The organism is Marinifilum sp. JC120 (assembly GCA_004923195.1).
Lineage (GTDB): Bacteria > Desulfobacterota > Desulfovibrionia > Desulfovibrionales > Desulfovibrionaceae > Maridesulfovibrio.
The window spans coordinates 60,664-80,913 of sequence record RDSB01000002.1 but is presented as its reverse complement, the minus strand read 5'-3'; the positions used below and the strand labels follow the sequence as shown (position 1 = coordinate 80,913).

Annotated in this window: 23 protein-coding genes; 5 read left to right on the top strand and 18 right to left on the bottom strand. The window is 48.5% G+C overall.

What is annotated here, in order from left to right:
* Positions 1 to 67: 67 nt before the first annotated feature.
* Entirely contained in the window at positions 68 to 949 is an 882-nt protein-coding gene (locus D0S45_03030; GenBank protein ID TIH19168.1) for a VacJ family lipoprotein, read from the bottom strand.
* Positions 946 to 2,241 (bottom strand): alpha/beta hydrolase, encoded by a 1,296-nt coding sequence (locus D0S45_03025; protein TIH19167.1) that lies wholly within the window; start codon positions 2,239 to 2,241, stop codon positions 946 to 948. Before D0S45_03025 ends, D0S45_03030 begins: the two co-directional genes overlap by 4 nt.
* A gap of 79 nt (positions 2,242 to 2,320) precedes the next feature.
* On the opposite strand from D0S45_03025, the gene D0S45_03020 reads away from it, so the two are divergent.
* Together D0S45_03020 and D0S45_03015 are read left to right on the top strand one after the other, a co-directional pair.
* Positions 2,321 to 2,779 (top strand): MarR family transcriptional regulator, encoded by a 459-nt coding sequence (locus D0S45_03020; GenBank protein TIH19166.1) that lies wholly within the window; start codon positions 2,321 to 2,323, stop codon positions 2,777 to 2,779.
* A 48-nt stretch (positions 2,780 to 2,827) separates the two neighbouring features.
* Positions 2,828 to 3,847, top strand: coding sequence for a methyltransferase (locus D0S45_03015; protein ID TIH19165.1), 1,020 nt, complete (start codon positions 2,828 to 2,830; stop codon positions 3,845 to 3,847).
* Positions 3,848 to 3,921: 74 nt separating this feature from the next.
* Here D0S45_03015 and D0S45_03010 read toward each other — a convergent pair whose 3' ends face one another.
* The 9 genes from D0S45_03010 to D0S45_02970 form a co-directional block, all read right to left on the bottom strand.
* Positions 3,922 to 4,353: a hypothetical protein gene (locus D0S45_03010; GenBank protein ID TIH19164.1), complete on the bottom strand. Its 432-nt coding sequence runs from the start codon at positions 4,351 to 4,353 to the stop codon at positions 3,922 to 3,924.
* A complete protein-coding gene (locus D0S45_03005) occupies positions 4,346 to 4,885 on the bottom strand; it encodes an HAD family hydrolase (protein TIH19163.1) in 540 nt (179 codons plus the stop codon). The genes D0S45_03010 and D0S45_03005 overlap by 8 nt, the downstream gene beginning before the upstream one ends.
* A 234-nt stretch (positions 4,886 to 5,119) precedes the next feature.
* A complete protein-coding gene (locus D0S45_03000) occupies positions 5,120 to 5,917 on the bottom strand; it encodes a tetratricopeptide repeat protein (protein ID TIH19162.1) in 798 nt (265 codons plus the stop codon).
* Positions 5,918 to 5,947: 30 nt separating this feature from the next.
* Positions 5,948 to 7,072 carry a carbamoyl-phosphate synthase small subunit gene (locus D0S45_02995; protein ID TIH19161.1) on the bottom strand — a complete coding sequence of 375 codons (1,125 nt, stop codon included), beginning with the start codon at positions 7,070 to 7,072 and terminating at the stop codon, positions 5,948 to 5,950.
* Entirely contained in the window at positions 7,069 to 7,812 is a 744-nt protein-coding gene (gene kdsB / locus D0S45_02990) for a 3-deoxy-manno-octulosonate cytidylyltransferase (protein ID TIH19160.1), read from the bottom strand. Before kdsB ends, D0S45_02995 begins: the two co-directional genes overlap by 4 nt.
* Positions 7,813 to 7,913: 101 nt before the next feature.
* On the bottom strand, positions 7,914 to 9,188 hold the full coding sequence (locus tag D0S45_02985) for a 3-deoxy-D-manno-octulosonic acid transferase (GenBank protein ID TIH19159.1): 1,275 nt from the start codon (positions 9,186 to 9,188) through the stop codon (positions 7,914 to 7,916).
* A gap of 31 nt (positions 9,189 to 9,219) precedes the next feature.
* A complete protein-coding gene (locus D0S45_02980) occupies positions 9,220 to 10,128 on the bottom strand; it encodes a D-alanine--D-alanine ligase (GenBank protein ID TIH19158.1) in 909 nt (302 codons plus the stop codon).
* Positions 10,094 to 10,753, bottom strand: a complete 660-nt coding sequence (locus D0S45_02975) for a phosphohydrolase (GenBank protein ID TIH19157.1) — start codon at positions 10,751 to 10,753, stop codon at positions 10,094 to 10,096. The genes D0S45_02980 and D0S45_02975 overlap by 35 nt, the downstream gene beginning before the upstream one ends.
* Positions 10,754 to 10,908: 155 nt before the next feature.
* The gene (locus D0S45_02970; GenBank protein TIH19156.1) at positions 10,909 to 11,193 is read right to left on the bottom strand and encodes a hypothetical protein; all 285 of its coding nucleotides are present in this window, start codon (positions 11,191 to 11,193) and stop codon (positions 10,909 to 10,911) included.
* A gap of 410 nt (positions 11,194 to 11,603) precedes the next feature.
* On the opposite strand from D0S45_02970, the gene tusE reads away from it, so the two are divergent.
* Positions 11,604 to 11,921 carry a TusE/DsrC/DsvC family sulfur relay protein gene (gene tusE / locus D0S45_02965; protein ID TIH19155.1) on the top strand — a complete coding sequence of 106 codons (318 nt, stop codon included), beginning with the start codon at positions 11,604 to 11,606 and terminating at the stop codon, positions 11,919 to 11,921.
* 201 nt (positions 11,922 to 12,122) lie between these two features.
* Here the strand turns inward: tusE and D0S45_02960 are convergent, their stop codons facing one another.
* A complete protein-coding gene (locus D0S45_02960; protein TIH19154.1) occupies positions 12,123 to 12,833 on the bottom strand; it encodes a hypothetical protein in 711 nt (236 codons plus the stop codon).
* A 36-nt stretch (positions 12,834 to 12,869) separates the two neighbouring features.
* Entirely contained in the window at positions 12,870 to 13,997 is a 1,128-nt protein-coding gene (locus D0S45_02955; GenBank protein TIH19153.1) for a lipid-A-disaccharide synthase, read from the bottom strand.
* A 213-nt stretch (positions 13,998 to 14,210) separates the two neighbouring features.
* Here D0S45_02955 and D0S45_02950 point away from each other — a divergent pair, with 213 nt between their 5' ends.
* A complete protein-coding gene (locus tag D0S45_02950; GenBank protein TIH19152.1) occupies positions 14,211 to 14,471 on the top strand; it encodes a hypothetical protein in 261 nt (86 codons plus the stop codon).
* A gap of 53 nt (positions 14,472 to 14,524) precedes the next feature.
* Here D0S45_02950 and D0S45_02945 read toward each other — a convergent pair whose 3' ends face one another.
* Positions 14,525 to 15,307 carry a prepilin peptidase gene (locus D0S45_02945; GenBank protein TIH19151.1) on the bottom strand — a complete coding sequence of 261 codons (783 nt, stop codon included), beginning with the start codon at positions 15,305 to 15,307 and terminating at the stop codon, positions 14,525 to 14,527.
* 121 nt (positions 15,308 to 15,428) lie between these two features.
* On the opposite strand from D0S45_02945, the gene D0S45_02940 reads away from it, so the two are divergent.
* Positions 15,429 to 16,718 (top strand): phenylacetate--CoA ligase family protein, encoded by a 1,290-nt coding sequence (locus D0S45_02940; protein ID TIH19150.1) that lies wholly within the window; start codon positions 15,429 to 15,431, stop codon positions 16,716 to 16,718.
* A gap of 36 nt (positions 16,719 to 16,754) precedes the next feature.
* On the opposite strand, the gene D0S45_02935 is transcribed toward D0S45_02940, so the two are convergent.
* The 4 genes from D0S45_02935 to D0S45_02920 are packed head-to-tail and all read right to left on the bottom strand — an operon-like array spanning position 16,755 to position 20,249.
* The gene (locus D0S45_02935; GenBank protein ID TIH19149.1) at positions 16,755 to 17,675 is read right to left on the bottom strand and encodes a zinc ABC transporter substrate-binding protein; all 921 of its coding nucleotides are present in this window, start codon (positions 17,673 to 17,675) and stop codon (positions 16,755 to 16,757) included.
* A 14-nt stretch (positions 17,676 to 17,689) separates the two neighbouring features.
* Positions 17,690 to 18,595 carry a metal ABC transporter permease gene (locus tag D0S45_02930; protein ID TIH19148.1) on the bottom strand — a complete coding sequence of 302 codons (906 nt, stop codon included), beginning with the start codon at positions 18,593 to 18,595 and terminating at the stop codon, positions 17,690 to 17,692.
* Entirely contained in the window at positions 18,595 to 19,323 is a 729-nt protein-coding gene (locus D0S45_02925; protein TIH19147.1) for a metal ABC transporter ATP-binding protein, read from the bottom strand. Before D0S45_02925 ends, D0S45_02930 begins: the two co-directional genes overlap by 1 nt.
* On the bottom strand, positions 19,320 to 20,249 hold the full coding sequence (locus D0S45_02920; GenBank protein ID TIH19146.1) for an ABC transporter substrate-binding protein: 930 nt from the start codon (positions 20,247 to 20,249) through the stop codon (positions 19,320 to 19,322). The genes D0S45_02925 and D0S45_02920 overlap by 4 nt, the downstream gene beginning before the upstream one ends.
* Position 20,250: the final 1 nt, after the last annotated feature.

The window sequence follows — 20,250 nt, the reverse complement described above, 5'->3', positions numbered from 1 at the left end:
TAATAAAAGTTTTAGGAGAGTCCAGAGAACCCTTTTTCAAAAGGGTTCTTTGGACGCCGGAGGCATCTTATTGTTTAACTGGCTCTCGGTTTCTGCGAGGGGTATCAAATTCCTTTTTCATGTACGGCTTGCCCTCGGTGGAAGAACCCAATTCTTCGCGTTCCATATCAAGCTCACGTTTCTTGGTGTACAGGAAGCGGACCAGATCGTACTCAAATGGTGAACCTGTCTGGTAGTAGCGGAAAGGTACGTTGGCGCGCAGGTTCAGCCCGCGAATTGTTGATTCCCCGATACCTATGGCTGTACGTCCTTCTTCAACCCCGGCAAGATCGTAGACCCAGTTCATTTCGTACCATAGCAGGGCAAAATCACCCAGTGAACCGCCAGTGTCTCTCACGCTGGAAGGACCGAGCAAGGGAAGAACAACGTAAGGCCCGGGCGGAACTCCCCATACGCCGAGGGTGTCCGCGAATCCGGTTTCCATTCTTTTTATGTCCCACATGGTGGCTACATCGAATATCCCCAGAAGACCTATGGATGAGTTGATCACGAAACGGGAGAAGGCCCGTGTGGTCTTGTCTCCATTAAATTGCAGGATGCCATTGGTGAAAGACTTAACTTCGTTCAGGTTATCTACTGCATTGGTCACGCCCTTACGTACCGGAGAGGGCAGGATGGTGGTATAGACATCCACCGCCGGAATGTAGATGGCCCGGTCAAAGCGGGCGTTAAAAGAATAAATGTGGCGGTTCATGGAATCCCACGGGTCATAAACATCAAGAAATTCCAGATCCGCATTCTTGGTTTTGTGCTGCCCTGCTATGGGGGCATGGGAGACCGGAGCAATGAATCCTTGCGGTTTCAAGTTTAGCGACGGATCATTTTTGCTGATTGTGGCGCACCCTTGAAGCAGAAGAAAGAGCAGAGCTAAGCTGAATAATTTTCTCATCGGAGCAGCTCCTGCGCTTTCAGGGCATATGGTTTAAACATCATGTTGCCGCAATGTCCTCCGCGGGGAAAGAGAATAGCCCGGTCCCCGAAAGTTTCCCGCAGGAAATCCACATCCGCGCTGTTCAGAATTATATCGTCCTCATTTCCCAGTACGAAAATTTTATCCGATTTGCTCAGGTACTCCTTAATACTGCCGAGATCGCAGTTTCGGACCAGTTCACCTTTTGTGCTCCCCGGCTTGAGGAATTGCAGGTAGGGCAGCAGATATTCATCCACATAGTCATTAAAGGTGATGGCCGCTGCTACCCGTGTGTAAGGCATGAGGTTGTCGCCCACACCAAGCTGTTTGTTTACCGGGACGACATACCCGGCATTGAGGCAGACATCGGAACTGAAGATCATGCTTGAGGATGACATCCTGAACGCAGCGGCAATAATTGCTTTCATGTCCATATCGGAGAAATCAGTATGCTGTGAAAGCGCGTAGAGAAAGTTATCATCAAGGTCGACAATGTCGGAATGGACGTAAATTTCAGAAAAAGCTTCGATGAGGTCGTCAATGACTTGGCGGGGTGTCTTGTTGCCGAGATTTTCCGGGCTAAGCCATGAATCAAAGCGCAGGGCGGAAGTATACAGGCTTACCGGAGGGTTGAGCATCAGTACCCGCCGGAAACGGAAGTCTTTGCGTTCTTCATCCAGCTTGGCGAGGAAGGCTGAGTGCAAGGCTCCGAGGCTGTATCCGGTGATACTGATATTTCTGATTTCGTAATCCCTCTCGAGATCAGCCTTGATCCATTTTATGGCCCTGTATAAGTCTTCCACATCGTGGGGAACGTAGCCGGGGGCACCGTATTTAGAAAAACTGACTACGAAATTCATATGTGTTGGAGATGAAAGAGCGACTACGTGGAATCCGGCTTCGTGGAAAAGCTGGGTAAGGAAACGCATTTTCGTGGAGTCGTGCTCCGATCCTGTTCCGGCAATGATGAAAAGCAACGGGGCTTCTTCTTCCTGCATGGCCGTGGAATAGTAAAATTTTTCATTATACCAGAAAATGTCCGGAATATTGCGGTCTTCAATGACTATTTCGCATTCATCCGGCTTGGTCGGCTCTTTTAATTTATACATTAATTCCGGCGGAGTGCCGAAGATAGTAGCCTTGTACGGGTCGGCAATGGGAAATTGCACCGTTTCAGCTGCTACAGGGCGGACCATGCATAGTAGCGGAATCAGCAATATTAAGAATAAAAATAAAATTCGTTTTTCCAGACCCATAAATGCTTTTTTCATGCTTTATTTGTAGCAATAGTCACTGGTATTGTAAATTCGCAGTTGACAAAAAGCTGTTTAGCTACTAAACACTGTAGTTGTGAAGGACATTGAAGAAATAATTCCCCATATGCGCGAGTTCGGCAGGGTGCTGGTCAAGTACAATATGGTCGAGCGGAAAATTTTTGATTTTGGTGTTGGTGTAAAACTATACCCATCAGAAATTCATACTCTTTCTGCTGTTGATCAGTTGGGGGGCTGCGGTGTAACTGCGCTGGCCCGTGAGTCCGGGGTAACTAAGGGAGCTACTTCTCAGTTAGTCAGCAAGCTGGTTAAAAAAGGGCTGCTGCTCAAAGAGCCTGACCCGGAAAACGGATCAAAGGTGGTTTTGCGTCTGACTGAGCTGGGCAAAGAAGCCAGCGACAACCATTATAAATTTCATCTGGACCATGATCGGAAATTTATTGATTTCCTGCGGTCAATGTCTGAGGAGGAGCTTGAAATGTTCGACGGTATCTGTAGTAAAATGAATGATTGGATGGACAGTTACTTGAAATAATTTTTTTTAACTACGGTGTTTAGTTGCTAAACGCTGTCGGAGGATGTAATGAATTATCCTAAGCCTGAACAAGATTTTTCCCCTATTCACAACTTGATCATACAGAGTGTTTCATCGCAGGTTGTAATGGAAGCGGTTAATTTCAAATTATTTGATACTCTTGAATTGAAGCCTGCCAGCGTGAAGGATCTGGCTGAGTATTTCGAGTTTGATGAGTTGAAATTGAGCTCTATGTTGGATCTGCTTGAATCCTACGAACTGGTGCAGAATGAACAAGGACTTTATTCGAATAGCCACCTAGCCACGGAATATCTGGTCAGCTCGTCTCCTCTATATCAAGGATTGGCTATGGGATTGACCATGGATTTCTGCTCCGAGGTAATTCAGGATATGCCCGAACTACTAAAAGGGAAGAAAAGCCAACGGGATGACAGCGATAAAAAATGGGCAGCCACAGATGCCATGGAAGGGACTGCGCAGGAATCACTTAGCGGCGGATTGCATGCTACTGTCGATGCCATTTGCGAACTTCCCGGTTTCGATGATTTCAAGCTTATGGGCGACCTTGGCGGTAATCACGGAAATTATACTATGTCTGTGCTTGCCCGAAATCCGCAGTTAGAAGGTGTTATTCTTGATCTGCCTCATGTGGCCCCTTTAGCGGAACAGCGTTGCCGGGATAATGGGTTCGGGGAGCGTGTGTGCGGTATTGCTGTTGATATGCGTGAAGAGGAGCTTCCGCTTCTGGATTTTGACTTGATTTTCGCCTCCCACGTACTTTATGCCTGCCGTGGAAACCTGAAGCCTGTGCTGGAAAAAATCGCCAAATCCATTAGGCCCGGCGGCTGGTTCTGCGCTAATCACTACGCCAAGACTGGCAGCCCCATGTCTACTCAGACCATAGCCTCGTTAGAGGTCATAACTACTTTTGCTGGATATTTCTCTCATTTCATTGAGCCGGATATTCTTGAGAAGGAGTTGGCAGAGTGCGGATTCGGTAATTTCCGCAGAACGTGGAGTGATTCAAATAAGGGCATACTGCTGGTTTCAGCTCAGAAGATTGGATAGTGGTTAAAAATAAAACAGGCCCGGTCCCGTAATTGGGTCCGGACCTGTTCAAAGTTACAGGAAAAATGCTTAGCTTACTCTTCAAGGTCTACCAGCATACGCGGTTCGGGTAGATATTCGATAAGCCACTTGGTCCATTGTTCGGGTTTGACCAGTTCCAGAATTTTCTGGGCGACTTCGTGTCCTTCAAAAGGTTCCTTGTAGTCATCTAGCACTACCGCACCTTTGAAAACTGGGCAGAATTCTCCTTTAATGTAGTGCTCTATTGTGAAATCAAACATGTCGATAAGATAACCGTCCAGATTTCCTTTTGCCACCCAGTCAAAAATTATTTCATAGCCCGGTTTGCTGTGACGGGAAAAACCGTAGACCTCAGCAACTTTTTCTATCTCTCTGTCCTCATCACCCATATGAAAATTTTCAGCAGTTACTTCCACATACGGCTCAAGAGTGATCATTTCCAGTGTAAGGTCTTGAAATTGCTTTAAAGTAAGAACCTTATTCATCATTGGTCCTTTTTATATATTTTGCTGCGTCAAGCAGGTCGTCAGCGATGTAGTCAGCTTTATCAACGCATTTGGGTTCTTCTTTCATCCCCTTGCCGGTACGGACTAGAATTGAACGGGCCTTACGAACCATACCCAGTTCCACATCGCAGATTTTATCACCAATGACAAAACAGTCTTCGGGGTTCATGCCGAACTGCGCAATGGCCTGATCAAACATACCGGGAGTGGGCTTGCGGCAGTCGCATTCCTGATCCGGGGCGTGCGGGCAATGGTAAACGGCCTTGAATTCAATGCCGTATTCAGCCAATAGGTCTGCCATACGTTTATTGACTGCTTTCATGTCTTCTTCAGAATAGTAGCCCCGGCCGATACCGGATTGGTTGGTGACTACAATCAGGCCGTATCCGGCATCCTGCATGGCTTTCAGACCCTGTCCGGCATTAGGGCATAATTCAACGCCGTCCGGGTCGCACAGGTAATGCTTGTCCTCAATAATAGTCCCGTCACGGTCCAGCAAAATATATTTCATGCTTAGTCTCATTAAAAAAGGAGGACTGAAAAACAGTCCTCCTTTTGAATTTATTTTAAAAGACGCCTAGCCACGCTGGTAGCGATAGCTCACTAAAAGTTTTAGGAGAGTCCAGAGAACACTTTTTCAAAAGGGTCCTCACCTATAGCCGTTAGGCGAGAGCTTTTTGCTCGAGTCTTACGGATATAGAGAGCATCGCTGGCCCCCGGAGGGCCGCCGGAGGCATCTCTTTTATCACATTTTCTTCTGGGCGAACTTAAGCATCTTCTCAGCTTCAGCAAAGTTGGGGTTGATGGCAAGGGCTTTTTGAGCTGCCTTGGCCATGCGGTCCCACTTTTTCCAGTCGTAATAGAGGCGACCGGTATTGAAGTAGAGATACTCATCTTTGTTGTTTATTTTGAGGGCTCTGAGATAGTATTTTTCAGCAGCCTCAAAGTCCTTCATTTTGCGCAGTACAATTCCGATACGGTTATATAGAAATATCGCATTGGGATCGTTTTTCAGCGCATCTTCCAGATACTCAAGAGCTTCATTGTAAAGCCCGGATTTAATAAACTTATCGGCAATCTCAGCGCGAAGTTCAGTGTCATCCTTAAATTCTTTGATCAGAGCATTAAACAGTTTCTGCGCTTCAGAAACATCATTCGCTTCAATGAGTGCCTGACCTTTTTCCAGCTGCTCTCTTTTGCGCTTTTCCATGGCTTCAAGAAGCTGCTGGGCCCCTGCACTGACGTTCTTCTGCAATTCCTGCAAAATTTCCCGCAAAGTTTCAAGCAGCCCTTTTTCTTCGCCGTGAGCATAATTGATGATAAGCGGATAGTCTTCCCGGAGCTTTTTATCGCTGTTGAGAATATGGACGGTGCTGTCTAGCAGCTCCTGAAACTCCTCTCGCTCAGCTTTCATCAGAGAGCCTTTAAGCATAGCAAGCACAGCATCATAGGCAGACTGAACTGCTGCCATAGCTTTCTGCTGTTTTAGCAGGGAAGGGACGCTGGCCAGTTTTTTTCTGGCATTGGTAAGTTCACCGGACATATTTGTCTCCGACGTAGTTATTAGCGCAGTTTATTTTCCGGTAGCTTCTTTTACCAAATTACGGAATCTGGCGAAGAAGTAGCAGCTGTCATGCGGACCGGGAGCTGCTTCCGGGTGAAACTGGATGGCGATGACCGGCTTGGTTTTGTGAGCAAAGCCTTCAAGCGTTTCGTCATTCAGATTCTTGTGGGTAATCTTAAGATCGGAACAGTCGGAAATGTCAACGCAAAACCCATGGTTTTGTGAAGAAATTTCAATTTTTTTACTTTCCATATCCATAACCGGGTGGTTGCAGCCGTGATGACCGAACTTCAGCTTAAATGCTTTACCACCGAGAGCCTGTCCCAGAATCTGGTGTCCGAGGCAGATTCCAGCCACGGGCAGATCTTCGCAATAGGACTTGGCGTTCTTTACTGCCTGATCAAGGACAGCAGGATCACCGGGGCCGTTGGAAAGGAAAATAGCATCAGGGGCAAGGGCTCTGACCTGTTCTTCGCTGTAGTGGGAAGGAACGGAGAGGACTTCAAAACCCTGTTCATCCAACAGACGCAGGATGTTCCATTTTACACCGTAGTCAACGAGCACAAGACGGGGGCCTTTATCGCTCCATTTGTAGCCGGAGGAAACATCAACCGGAACGGGTTTGTTGTCCTGCCATGTGTAGCAGGTTTCAGATGTTACGGTATCAGCGAGGTTCTGGCCTTCCATGGTGGGCAGCTGTTTTGCTTTTGCCGCCAGCTTTACCGGGTCCAGTTCCTTGGTTGAAATAATGCCGCGCATGGCACCGTTGATGCGCAGGTGGCGGGTAAGAGCACGGGTATCGATGCCTTCGATTCCCATGACTCCGGCTTTTTTTAGGTATTCGGGCAGAGACATAATCGACTGCCAGTTGGAAGGATGCTTACAGCATTCCTTGACGATAAATGCGGCAACGTGGATTTTTGATGATTCGATATCTTTTTCGGTGATGCCGTAGTTGCCGATAAGTGGGTAGGTCATGCAGACCATCTGTCCGGTGTAGGAGGGGTCGGTTAGGACTTCCTGATATCCGGTCATGCCGGTATTGAAGATAGCTTCACCGCCGGATTCGCCGGGGCCGGTAAAGGAAGTTCCTTCGAACCAGGTGCCGTCTTCAAGTGCCAGTATGGCTTTCATATTTTCTCCCTCTCAAGAATCTTAATGGCTGTATCCAAGTCTTTGGGACGGTCCACTCCGTGGCAGGAGTGTTCAGTGATGGTGACATGGATGGGTATTCCGTTTTCCAGCAGTCGGAGCTGTTCCAGCCGCTCTCTTTTTTCAAGAGGCGAAACATCCGTGCCGGCAAAGGTTTCAAGGGCTTCCATGCGGAAACCGTAAAGGCCGATATGTAGAAGGTAATCCCCGTCACCCTGATGGGAAAATGGAATGGGTGAGCGGGAAAAGTATAACGCCCGACCATCTTTTGCAAGCGCTACTTTTACCCGGTCGGGACTTTGCGCTTCTTTTGCGCTGATGGGAGAGGCCAGCGTTGTCACTCTGACCCCGTCTTTGGCAAAGGGGGAAACCAGCTCGGAGATCATTGCCGGTTCAAGGCAGGGTTCGTCGCCCTGAATATTGACCACCACGGAATCCGCAGGAAGATCCAGCTTGCGGGCCGCTTCCAGAACTCGGTCGGTGCCGCTGGTGTGGTCCGCTGCGGTCATCACTGCCGGGACACCATGTTTTTCCGCTGCTTCCATGATGATTTCACTGTCCGTGGCCAGAACCACCTTATCCATTTCCGGGCATTTGGAAGCCCGGTTCCAAACATGCCAGAACATGGGCTTACCGCAGATATCTGCCAGCGGCTTGCCGGGAAAGCGGCTCGAATCATAACGGGCCGGTATGATTCCGTAACATCCGTAAACTATACTCATTTAATAATTAGCTCTCTTAACTAATAAGGATTCTTAAGGGGCTTAGCTCCTTAAGCCGCCGGAGTTGAAGTCACCTAACAAAAGCGCGAAGCGCATCGAATTTATAGGTTTCTCTTAATAGTCTCGCAGGAAGCTTCGGTTCCGCCGCGCATATCTGCGAGATATTTTTCAAAATCTTTTTTAACTTTTTCAGGCTTGAAGGCTTTTTTGCTGATGTCGAGAAGACCTTTCAGCACACCTTCCCAGTCCTGTTCCTGACGGGCCAGCTTCTTTTCGAAAATTTCTCCGCCGACCCATGTGAAATTGGACCAGTAAGGCCCGATTACCGGAGTGACGCCGTATGAAAGCGGCTCAAGGAAATTCTGTCCGCCCACCGGGGCCAGTGAACCTCCGATGAAAGCTGCACGGGCGAGTGAGAATGCGGACTGCATTTCACCGAACACATCCCATAGTACCACATGTCCGAAGGGAGCGGTGGATTCAATTTCAGAGCGCAACACCCAAGGCAGACCCGCGTCTTCGAGCATCTTTTTCCATGCCTCAATGCGATGCATGTGGCGCGGGAAAAGGCCGATTACGGTTTTGGGTCGTTCTTTTTTCAGTCCCTGAACCAGCTTGAGTACCTGCGATTCCTCTTCTTTACGTACTGACCCGAGGATAATGAACGGGGTCTTGGGGCGGAAGATGGAGGAGAGCGGGTTGGCGGTGTAGGGTACTGGCGCAGCTGTCCCGGTGCTGTCAAACTTGACATTGGGCATGGTCGAAACTTTTTCAATTTCAAAAAGGGTCTTGAAACGGGTGGCATCGTCTTCGGAGATGGCGAGGATTTCTTCAGGGGCCACGGAGCGGAAAAATTCAGGCAGGGCCATATATCCGGCAAGGCTCTTGGTGGTCATACGGGCATTGATAATGATCACTTTTACGCCGAGTTCTTTGCAGGCGGAAAGAAATCCGGGCCAGATTTCAGTCTCAATGAGCACTACCAGCTTCGGGCAGACAGCTTCAAGGGCCTTGCGGGCGATCTTCGGGCTGTCAAATGGGAAATAAGTTGCGGATGCGGAAACATTGCGCGGATTGGGATTCAACCTGTAAGCAGTCCGTTCAAGTTCGGACATTCCCTGCTCGGTGTTGGTGGTCAGCAGGAATTTTGTGGGGCTGCTCATGGAAATATTCTCCATGATCCGGGTGGCTATTTTAGCTTCACCGGCGGAGGCGGCCTGAATCCAGACATCCGCGCGCGGCGGCAGGCTGTGCTTGAGGGTTCTGCGGTCAAATCCTTCCCTTAATCGTTCATTTTTCTTGAGAAAAGGGAGAGCGGCTTTCCAGCCGAGGCCGTAAAGAAATGATGCAGCTTTGAGTTTGAGAGATACTGACATGTGTTGATCCTGACGTTTCCGTTTGAAAAAGTTACTTCCGCTTGCGCTGTCCCAGTTCGATAAGCTTGGCAATCAGCTCATTGAAAGAATAGCCGGCTTCCTGTGCGGCTTGCGGGACCAGACTTGTAGGAGTCATGCCGGGGAGTGTATTTACTTCCAGCAGGTAGGGTACTCCTTCAGAAATGATAAAATCAGCCCTGCTGTAATCGGTGAGACCCAGCAACTTGTGGGCCTTTACGGTTATCTGCTGAATCTGTTCAGTCAGAACCGGGTCGATGGGGGCGGGGCATATTTCTTCCGCCCCGTCTAGGGCGTATTTGCTGTGATAATCAAAGAATTCAGCGTTATCCGGGGGATTGATCAGGATCAGCGGCAATGGTTCTCCGTCGAGAATGCCGCAGGTAACTTCGATTCCTTTGGTGTATTCTTCCACAAGGGCGCTGTCGCCAAGTTCGAATACGGTATCAATCCCTTTTTCCAGTTCTTCGGTGGTCCGGGCAAAGGTCATGCCTAGGCTGGAACCGCCGGAATTGGGCTTGATAAAAACCGGAGGCTTAAGCTCTTCAAGTCCCTTGCAGTCTTCTGCCGGACAGACCAGTTCCCAACGTGGGGTAAGGATGGAATGCTGATCAAAAACAGTTTTGGTCGCAGCCTTGTTGAGGGTCAGGAAAGAGCTTTCCGGCTCTGCGCCCTGATAGGGGCAGTTGACCTGATTGAGCATGGCCTGAATCAGGCCGTCTTCGCCCGGTGAACCGTGGAGGTTGATGAAGGCAAAATCCGCATGTTCAGCAAGCGTGAGAATATTCTTAAAATCTTTTGCAGGATCAAGGAATTCAACATCGTGCCCAAGTTCGAGAAGAGCTTGTTCAATGCCTTTTGCTCCGCTTAGGGATACTTCCCTTTCCTCAGACCAGCCGCCCGCAATCAAGAGAACATGCATTCAGATCAACTCCGATAAGTTTACCGAGCCGTTCTTCAAGATGAAGTGCCTGCTCGTAAGTTTTGTGAATTCTTTGTTTGATTTTTTCAGTCTTGCCGTAGCGGACCTTCAAATCATTGAATCGTTTTTCAAGCGTAGTGAATGTGTCGTGCATTACGCGTTTATCAGCGTAACTTATGACCAGCGGAAGGAAATATTTGTCAGCTTCCGGCTCAAAAGGCCAGAATACGTGGTGGAGCACGCCCATGGATATTGCCGGGTTTCCGGTTAGCTGCATGGTCCATGCGGCTCCGATCTGGCTGTGGTTGCCCCCGTGATAAATACAGTAGCTCTTGGCAATGTCGTGCAGTAGGGCAGAGGCTTGTATAGTGGGGATATCAACATCAACACCTGATTTCAAAGCCATGGTCGAGGCTTCAACCGCTACTTTGGCCACAAGCATGCTGTGGGATTTGATATTTTCCAGCATCTCGTAATCATCCCACCATGCGATGCATTGCTGTGCGGATGGAACTGTCCACGACGGGTCTATTACCACAGGTGGCGGAGGAGTCAGGGCGGACTCCATTGGCGGGTATCCGGGGGTAGGTTTGTCCGGAGATTTTATCAAGTTGATTTTATTCATAGAAAATTGTCGTAACCAGTTATGGGCTGAAACTTCCTTTCATTACCATTTTGCGTACAAAAAGGCAAAGCCCCGAATACAGTAAATTCGGGGCTTTGCCTTTTCAAAAAATTGAACCGCTATGTTCAATGAAAATCGTTTTGAGGAATGACTTTTTATTCCGGAATATCTTCCTGAAGCAACGGATCGGAAAGAAGTTCCATGATTCGTGCCATGTTAAAATCGTGTGCTCCGTCAATAGCACCTTCCTGTGCGCTGGCCTCTACGGTCTGTTCCAGCAGCTGGGTTGGATCTTCTTCGGCTGATTTGAGACCGGCTCTTATGTTTCCGGAAACGGAGTCAAGTTTTTGCTCGCGGGTAACGGTAGCCGGGGCGACCTGAGCGGAATGTTCATTTCTGAGAGGCGTATTTGCTGATTTGTTAACAAAACTGATTTCCATTTTATTTCCTCCTGATTTTATGGAGAACTATTCAGCAGGAACTGTTCCTATGAAAAAATATACAGTTATTTTAATGTGATAGTCTTTTGTTGAGGGATATAAATTCCGCTTTTTGCCATTAAGCCAGAAAAAGAAGTGTAAAGATTTTCCGCTTTTTGCTTAAGAAGGAATTAATTTTGAACAGGAAATTGTGCCTAATGGAGTGGTTTGCCGCTCCCGGTTTGGACATTTTTGTGTGAAATATGCAAACTAGCACAATATTTTTCTTGAAATTTTCTTGCCAAGGTTTTAATTGGCACGTTGGGTGAGTGAGAAATTTTCCTCGGAATTGGATTTCGGGAAAGTCACTATATCCTGTTGTTAAAGTGCCAGGTGCGCTTTTACGATTAATTTTTTTTAGGAGGTTTTACATGGCAATCGTTGAATTCATGGGAAAAAACTTTGACGTAGATGAAGATGGTTTTCTGCTCAAGTTTGAAGACTGGTGCCCCGAGTGGGTTGACTTCTGTAAAGAAGGCGAAGGCATCAAAGAACTGAACGAAGAGCACCAGAAAGTTATCGACTTCTTGCAGGACTACTACAAGAAGAACGGTATCGCACCTATGGTCCGTATCCTTTCCAAGGTTACCGGATTCAAACTTAAGCACATTTATGAGCTGTTCCCCTCCGGTCCCGGTAAGGGAGCTTGTAAAATGGCTGGTCTGCCTAAGCCTACCGGCTGCGTATAGTTTTATAAGTTAATTAGTTTGTGAATTGTGAAGCAGTCACGTTGGCTGCTTCACAGCGAGTCCAAAGTCAGAAAAACCCCGGGGATCGGCTCCGGGGTTTTTTTTGTGCATTCCAGTGTTTTTCTTGCGATTTGTAGTTGGTACTTTCTAGTGCTGAATGAAATTATTTTTAGATAAGAAAGTGAGACGATTCTAAACCATTCAGCGCACTATCTTATCAATCTGTCGATTCAAAGGCAGAAAATCCGTGAATGTATACCAAGGGTCTTCAAGAATCACGGCATTCTCTATCTTCTCTTCCACATCGCCTTGCTGATACTTATTCATGATAAGTACGGTCTCTGCTCTCTTGTCAAAAGCGGCGAAAAAATCTTTCTGCGCCTGAGTCAGTCCACCGTAATTTGATGAACTGAATAGTTTTTTAGTCAGGGCTGGATCAACTTTTCCGGCATAGCCGATGGAAATTTTTTGTGCAGGGGATATCAGTTTGGTACATATACGCACTGCCGTGTATCCGGGCAGGGAGGCCAGACCGCTTTTTCCTGAATCGGGCGGGACGAGAAAGGTGCGGCAGTAGTAGCTTTCATTTGCTATTTTCCGCGTATAAATGCCTGTATTGGGCAATTTCTCGCCCGGCACTTGCTTGGGGCGTACAGTCCAGCCCTGTCGCATGTTGATGATCTCAACCCATGCTCCGTTCCCGCCGTCCCGGTCAGAATAAAAATAGGTATGGACGCTGGCTTTGCTCTTGTTCTCTTTGTACTCACCCTGATATTCCAGACCATTGAACTCTATGGTCAAAGCTGGTGATTTGGTCGAATAAAAACCATGCTTGCCGGGAACTTTCTGGGCTACGCATCCGCAAAGGATGAGGTTTGCCAGCAAAATGAATATCAGGAAAAGTTTTTTCATAGTGATTATCCGGTGACTCTCTTTCAGGTTGTGGTTCTACAAGTTTTTTAAATCCTGCAAAATCGTTTCTGCTGTCCGTGCAGCCACTCCCGGTTCTCCTATCATTTCACGCAATTCTTTTAATTCAGACCTTACTTTTTCCGCTGACTCAGGAAAACCCACCCACTGGCGGATTTGTTTGTAGAAGTTATCCGCAGTGGCGTTTTCCAGCAAGTACTCTGGAAGGATCAGCTTGTCCGGGATGATGTTGGCAAGGCTGACGTATTTTATGTTGACTATTTTCTTGGCCAGAAAACCACTCAGAGCGGACATCTTATAGGCCACCAATGTGGGGGTTCCGATGAGGGCGCATTCCAGTGTGGCGGTTCCTGATGCAGCCATTATTACATTGGAATTGCGCATTAGTCTGTATCTGTTTTCCGGCTGATTGATGGTCACCGGAATGTGTTCCGGCCAGAAGTGGCGCAACTTTTCTTCTTTTACTCCCGGCGCGCGGGCAATGGAAAACTTTAGTTCCGGGAAATCTTTGGCAAGCCTTTCTGCTGCTATGGCGAATTCCGGTAACAGAGATGAAATTTCCTTGCTCCGGCTACCCGGCAGGATGCCCACCAGATTCGGGTCCGGGGTGATGGCATCCAGTTCATCTAGGGGCATGAGGTCCAGCAGGGGGTGACCCACGTACTGGGCATCAACCCCGCGTTCTTTGAAGAATTGCTGTTCAAAAGGCAGGATGCACAGGATTTTACGGACATGCTTTTGCAGGAATTTTGCGCGTCCCTGCCGCCATGCCCAGATTTGCGGGGTGATGTAGTAGTATATTGGAATATCCAGTTTGCGGGCAATTTTGACCAGCCTGAAATTGAAGTCCGGGCAATCGATGAGGATGATTGCTTTGGGGCGTTCTGCTTTGAGAATATCCTCAATCTGGCCGAAAAGTTTCAGCAGCCGGGGCAGTTTGGGCAGGACTTCGGTCAGTCCCACCAGTGAAATAAGCTGCATGGGGTAGCGGATGTCGCAGCCCGCATTTCCCATGGCCGACCCGCCCATACCCATTACTTTCAGGCCGGGGTCGCGCTCCATGAGTTCTTTTGCCAGCCGTGCTCCGTGCATATCGCCGGAAGCTTCGCCTGCGTTGATCCAGATACTATTATTTTTAACGGTCATTTTTAGTTCTCATAATGGTGGTTTAAAGCGGAACAATACGTTTGCAAGAATGAAAAAGCAATGTTTGTGGAGATCACGAAAGTCTGCTGAGATTTATTTGCGAATTTAGCCGTTATAAGGGGAACTGCTTGCAATGATGGATTAAATAGTGTTAATGCCAAATATGGTTGTGAGGTAGTTTTTTTAGAATTTCATTTTATTAAGGAGTATTAGATGGCTCAAAAGAACGTAAAAAATATGATGGGCGTTCTGTCCGGGGTTTTTGCCCATACCGGTCACCTTTCTAAAGAAGAAGCCATGAAAATGGCTGGCATGGACGAAGCTGAGTTCAAAACAGTTTACGACAAAGCAGCAAATGTTGTTAAAAAGCTGGAAAGCTACGACAGTGCAGCTGAAAAATATGATAACTTTTCAGAGCATCTCTGGGAAGAACTTCAGGAATACGTTAAGAAGTTCGGTCCCTTCGGTGTGTAATTAAATTTCCGTTTTTACGGGATAAAGGGGAGATCATGCGATCTCCCCTTTTTTTATATTAAGTACCAGTTCCAGAACGGTTCAGCGTAAAGAATTGTCAGCATGGAACCCAGCGCGAGGAATGGTCCAAAGGGGATCATTGAACCGTATTCCTGATCTTTATCAACCACCATCATGATCACCCCGGCTACAAGTCCGGTGAATGCTGAAACCGTGATCACCAGCGGCAGGTTCTGCGGTCCGGCCAATGCTCCGATCATGAACATGATCTTAACATCACCTAGTCCAAGGCCTTCAGTCCCCTTCAGTCCCCGGTAGAGCAGCCGTAGAGACCAGAACAATCCTCCGCCGATGCCTGCGCCGAGCAGTGCGCCCTCCCAGCCCACCTGGGTGAACATGGCTGCGCAGGGAATAGCTGCAAGCGAACCGGGGATGGTGATAATATCCGGCAGAATGAAGGTTTGCAGGTCGATGAACGAAGCCACAATCATCAACCCTCCGAAAAACATGTAGACCAGCCATTCTGTGGAAGGTCCGAAGGTCAGCATAAGCAGCACTGCCCATGCAACGGAAACTAATTCGATCACAGAGTAGATGGGGCTGATATTTTGTTTGCAGGCGGAGCATTTGCCGCGCAGCAGCAGGTAGCTGAACAGGGGAATATTTTCGTACCAGCGGATGGTATGGCCGCATTCTGGACAGGTGGAGCGGCGTGGATTGGTCAATGTCTGACCGTTGATGTAGCGAAATACTGCGCAGCCGTAAAAGCTGCCCAGAATTGCTCCGATTAAGGCTGCTGCCGCGATCTGAAAAATATTTATGGAAATTAGATGCATGTTGACCTTGGATAACTTGAAGATTTAGGGTGTCCCTGCAAAACAATTGCGTCTGACTTATTAGTAAAAAAGTGGATACGACACTTAAGATAATTGAACAAGCTTTCTACGGAGACATAAAATGGGCGGCAAATATAGATTCATACCGGAACTCAGTACTCAGGAACTGGCTGATAAGCAGCTGGAAGGATTGAAATGGACCGTAGCGCATACTGACGCAAACAGCCCTTTTTATCAGGCGCAGTACAAAGAGCAGGGAGTTGCACCGGGCGACATCAAATCCCTTGATGATTTGCAGAAGCTTCCCTTCACTACTGCCGACCATCTCAAAGAAGGCTATCCTTTGCCGCTGCTTTCCGTGCCTGAAGAGGATGTTGTGCGTATTCACGGCTCCAGCGGAACCACTGGGAAACGCAAAATTCTTTCCTACACCCGCAAGGATATTGAGACATGGAAAAACATGTTTGCCCGCTGTTACGAGCTTGCCGGATTGACCACTCTTGACCGGGTGCAGGTCTGCGTGGGCTACGGTTTATGGACTGCCGGGGCTGGATTCCAGCTCGGTTCAGAGCATTTCGGGGCCATGACTCTGCCTGTGGGGCCGGGAATGCTTGAGATTCAGCTCCAGATTTTGGAAGATCTCGGTGCTACCTGTCTTTGTTCCACCGCATCAATGGCTTTGTTGCTCGGCGAGGAAGCACAGAAAGCGGGTATAGTGGAACGGCTTAAGCTCAAACGTTGTATTTTCGGCGGTGAAGCCTGCTCCAGCAAGATGCGCAAGCAGTTCGAGGAATCCCTCGGACTTGAATCAAGCCATGATATTTCCGGTATGACTGAACTTTACGGTCCCGGTGCGGGGATAGAATGTAACGCCCACGAAGGTATTCATTACTGGGGAGATGAGTACATTGCCGAGATTATTGATCCGGTGACTCTAAAACCCGTACCTGACGGTGAAGTGGGTGAGCTTGTCGTAACCACGCTGAACAAGGAGGCCTCGCCACTGGTCCGTTACCGCACTCGCGACCTTACCCGGATCATTCCCGGTGAATGTTCCTGCGGTTGTGCCATGCCTCGTCACGATACTATTTCCGGCAGAAGTGACGATATGTTCATTTTTCGCGGGGTTAATATTTATCCCGGTCAGATTGCGTCGGTGCTGGAGTCATTCCCGGAAGCAAGCTCCGAGTATCAGATTTTCCTTGAGCGCAGGGAAGGTCTGGATCATATGTCTGTGCGAGTAGAGCGCATGCCCGGTGTATCCGAGGCAAATGATGCCAATCTCGCCAAGGCTATCTGCGATGAGATTAGGAAATTCATCCTCGTGCGGGCTAATGTGGAAATTCTCAAGCCCGGGTTGCTACCCAGAAGTTTCGCCAAGACCAAGCGTGTCTTTGACGAAAGAGGTTAAAAATTAAACGGGGATGTCTAGCGCATCCCCGTTTTTTTATTTCAACCCATCATAAATTTTATCAAGATTTTCCGAATATAATCCCAACAGCTGCTCTTTAGCAGACTGACCCGTTGATCTCGATGCAATCAGCGTGCGTAGGACAACTGGCTTTGCTCCGTTACTGACGATCGCTTCATATATTTTGCCTTGCGGCATGCGATTGCAGAGCACTGATTTAATTTCGTTTTTGCGGATGGATTCTTCCAAGATCGCAATATCCGATTCATCCCAATCAATCTGCTGTTTCAGGAAATTCTCCACTATTTCAATTCCGAATTCAGAGATCAGGTAATCGAAATTCCCGGTTATACTGATGGCTTCAACTGATTCAAGTTCACTGAATCGTATTTCGTAATTTGTGCGTAGCTTGAAAAGATCCTGTTTCAGGGATTTCAGGTTGCTGTCGATTTTTACGGCCTGATCCGGATAAAGGGCCATGAGGTCTTTGGCTACGAAGTCCGCCATTTTGGTCAGGTTGCCGGGGGATCTCCAAATGAAGGGGGAAACATGTCCGCTTTCCCTCTCTTTTATCAGCTTGACCCCGGCCTGTGTTTTATCCACCGGGGCGGAAGCATCGATTTCGACGATGCGTACATTGCCCCTTCTGGCGTAGGGATACAGATCATCATCCTGCCAGATAGAGCGGATAGTCACGCAGGCTGCGGCATTTACGGCTTGCTCGTTGAATTTTTTGGCGTGCTTCTTAAGGTATCTGGCTTGGGAATTCATGGAGTAAGTCGCAGGTACAGTCTGAATTATTTTAATTCCAGTTCCCTCGATCAACGTCTGGCTAAGCAGCTTAGTGGCTTCAAGCGAAGTCAGTATTTGCATGCCTGAAGTTTGAGGATGGTTGGTCGATTGCTTGGCGCATCCCATGAGGCTGAGCAGCATAATTAAAGTAAGTATTTTTCTCATAATGTATCCTTATTCTAAATCGCAGCTTCCCGAAATGAGGGAAGCACAGTGCGCACCAACGAAGTAAAAGCAAAAAATACCGCAGCCACGATGATAATCGCCCCGCCGGATGGAACTGGAATCTCGTACTGCATGGGAATCAGCACACCCAGCAGGCAACTGAGGGTTGCAAAGATCATGCTGTAAAAGAAAAATCCGCGCATGGACTTGCTGATGTTCCGCGCTGCCGCAGCCGGGATAATGAACAGTGCCTCCACCAGCACAGCACCAACTATTTTCAGTGCTGCCACGGTTATGACCGTTATGATGAGGATGAACATGTAATCCACCAGCTTGACGTTGATGCCGCGCACATGGGCAAGACTGGGGTTGAAGCTGGCCAACAGGATTTTATTGAACATGGGCAGGCAGATAGCAACGCATAGGGCGCAAATTATCGCCAGTACGTTTATGTCGGTATTGTTCACGGTCAGGATGGAGCCGAAAAGGATGTTGTCGAGTACGTGCATGTTGACCTTTCCGGTCACGTAGAGCAGCACGCAGGCACCTACGGCAAGGGATATGGACAGAAACACCCCTATGACCGTATCCGAGGACATACGGGTCCGGTTGCGAGTGTAATTCATGAGCAGTCCGAAAAGGATGCAGAAGCCGAACAGGGATACATAGGGCGCGGTGTAAGGCTCGCCTAGTACTATCCCCAGAGCCACCCCGGTCAGGGCTGCCTGTCCCACGGCCTGTGAGAAAAAAGCCAGACGCTTGGCGACCACCATGGTTCCGATGCTACCGAGGATGGGCCCGGCCAGCAGAGAGCAGATCAAGGCATTAATAACAAAAGCATATTGGAAATAATCGGGCAGGACACCGCTTCTGCCCATCTCCATGAGCGGGGTTCTGATGAGGTCGTAGATAAATTCCATTATGCTGCCTGCCTTGCTGAGCTGAATATGTTCAGAATGCGGTCCGGGGTGAGCTCTTCTGTGGGGCATCCTGAGAAAAGGACTTCGCGGTTGATGCAGGTCACGCAATCACCGATCTCCTTAACTTCCATGAGATCGTGATGGATGATTATGATGGTTACGCCTTTCGTCTTCAGCTCTTTCAGGAGTCCACGCATGATGGCTGCTCCGGCCTTATCCAGTCCGGTGGTGGGTTCATCAAGGATCAGCAGGGAAGGTTCCGGGAGCAGGGCCTGTGCCAGCAGCACGCGTTGCCTTTCCCCGCCGGAAAGCTGTCCGAAAATGCGTTTTGCTTTCCCGGCCATATTGACCCGTTCAAGGGCTGCTCCGATAAGTTTGCGGTCCTTTGCGGATGGATTCATGAAGGCGGGCCTGTTCTGACAGGTCATGGACATGAAATTTTCCACGGTAACGGGCAGGGTGGTATCGTAGTTAAGGGTCTGGGGCACGTAGCCGATTGTGCGGTTTTCCTGCCAATCTATATTGATATTCCCCGAATGAGGCATCTGGCCCAGCAGCGAACGGAGCAGGGATGTTTTGCCGCCGCCGTTGGGACCGATGATGCAATGCAGGGCCCCGGAATATATTTCAAAGCTCAGATCTTTAAGAATCCGGGTGTTGCCCAGAGTCAGACTGACGTTCTCAAAGCTGATTGAAGGTCCGTATTTTGTATCAACCATGGTGTTCATCTATTTTCTTCTTTGATTTGGTTAGCCTCGATGAGGGCATCAGTCAGGGCTTTCATATTAGCTTCGATTCCCTTTTCAAAGTCTTCAGGAGAATATGAACCACCTGTAAGATGGGAAAGGTGGCGTATGCGTATGCCGGTTTCGTCGTGGATGGTTTCCACGTATTTGTCCGGGAAATGCATTTCCGTGAAAATTACATCCACGTTGAGGGCTTTGATTTTTTTGATTGTCTTGGCAAGCTGGTTGGCGGTGGGCTTCAGGCCGTGGTTTGGTTCGATAACTGCTGTGACCTGAAGACCGAAATCCTGCAACAGATAGTCGTAGCCGCCGTGGATAGTGGCGCAGCGGAAATCCATATCTGGCAGGTCGGCGATGCGCTTCATATATTTGGCTTTGAGCTTACGCAGCTTGCGTACGTATTTGCGCCCGTTTTTTTTGTAGAATTTAGCATTCTCCGGGTCGATATCAGCCAGCGCAGCGGCAATGGTGTAAATCTGCTGGATGGAGGTGGTCACGGATATAAAAGTATGCGGGTTGACGATTTTAAGATCATCCATGTTGCCGGCCACCGGGATGAGTGAAACATCCTTGTTGGCGAAGATGAGTGGAATTTTGCCTTTCATCTGGGCTGCACCAAGGATTTCCATGGCGAATTCATCATGGCCGATGCCGTTGAATACCAGTACGTCAAGATTCATGACCCGCTTAATGTCTTCGGGTTGCGGGCGATAGTTGTGCGGGTTGAATCCTTCGCCGATGAGTGGTTGCACAATTGCCCGGTCTTTAACGATGTTGGTCACAAAGCTGTAATAGGGATGGAGAGTGGTGCCGATGACCAGCATTTGGCTTTGAGTCCGGGCATGGGCCTGTGCTGAAAATGAGAGGAGCAACAGGGTGGTTAGTACGAAAATTTTTAGGCGAGACATG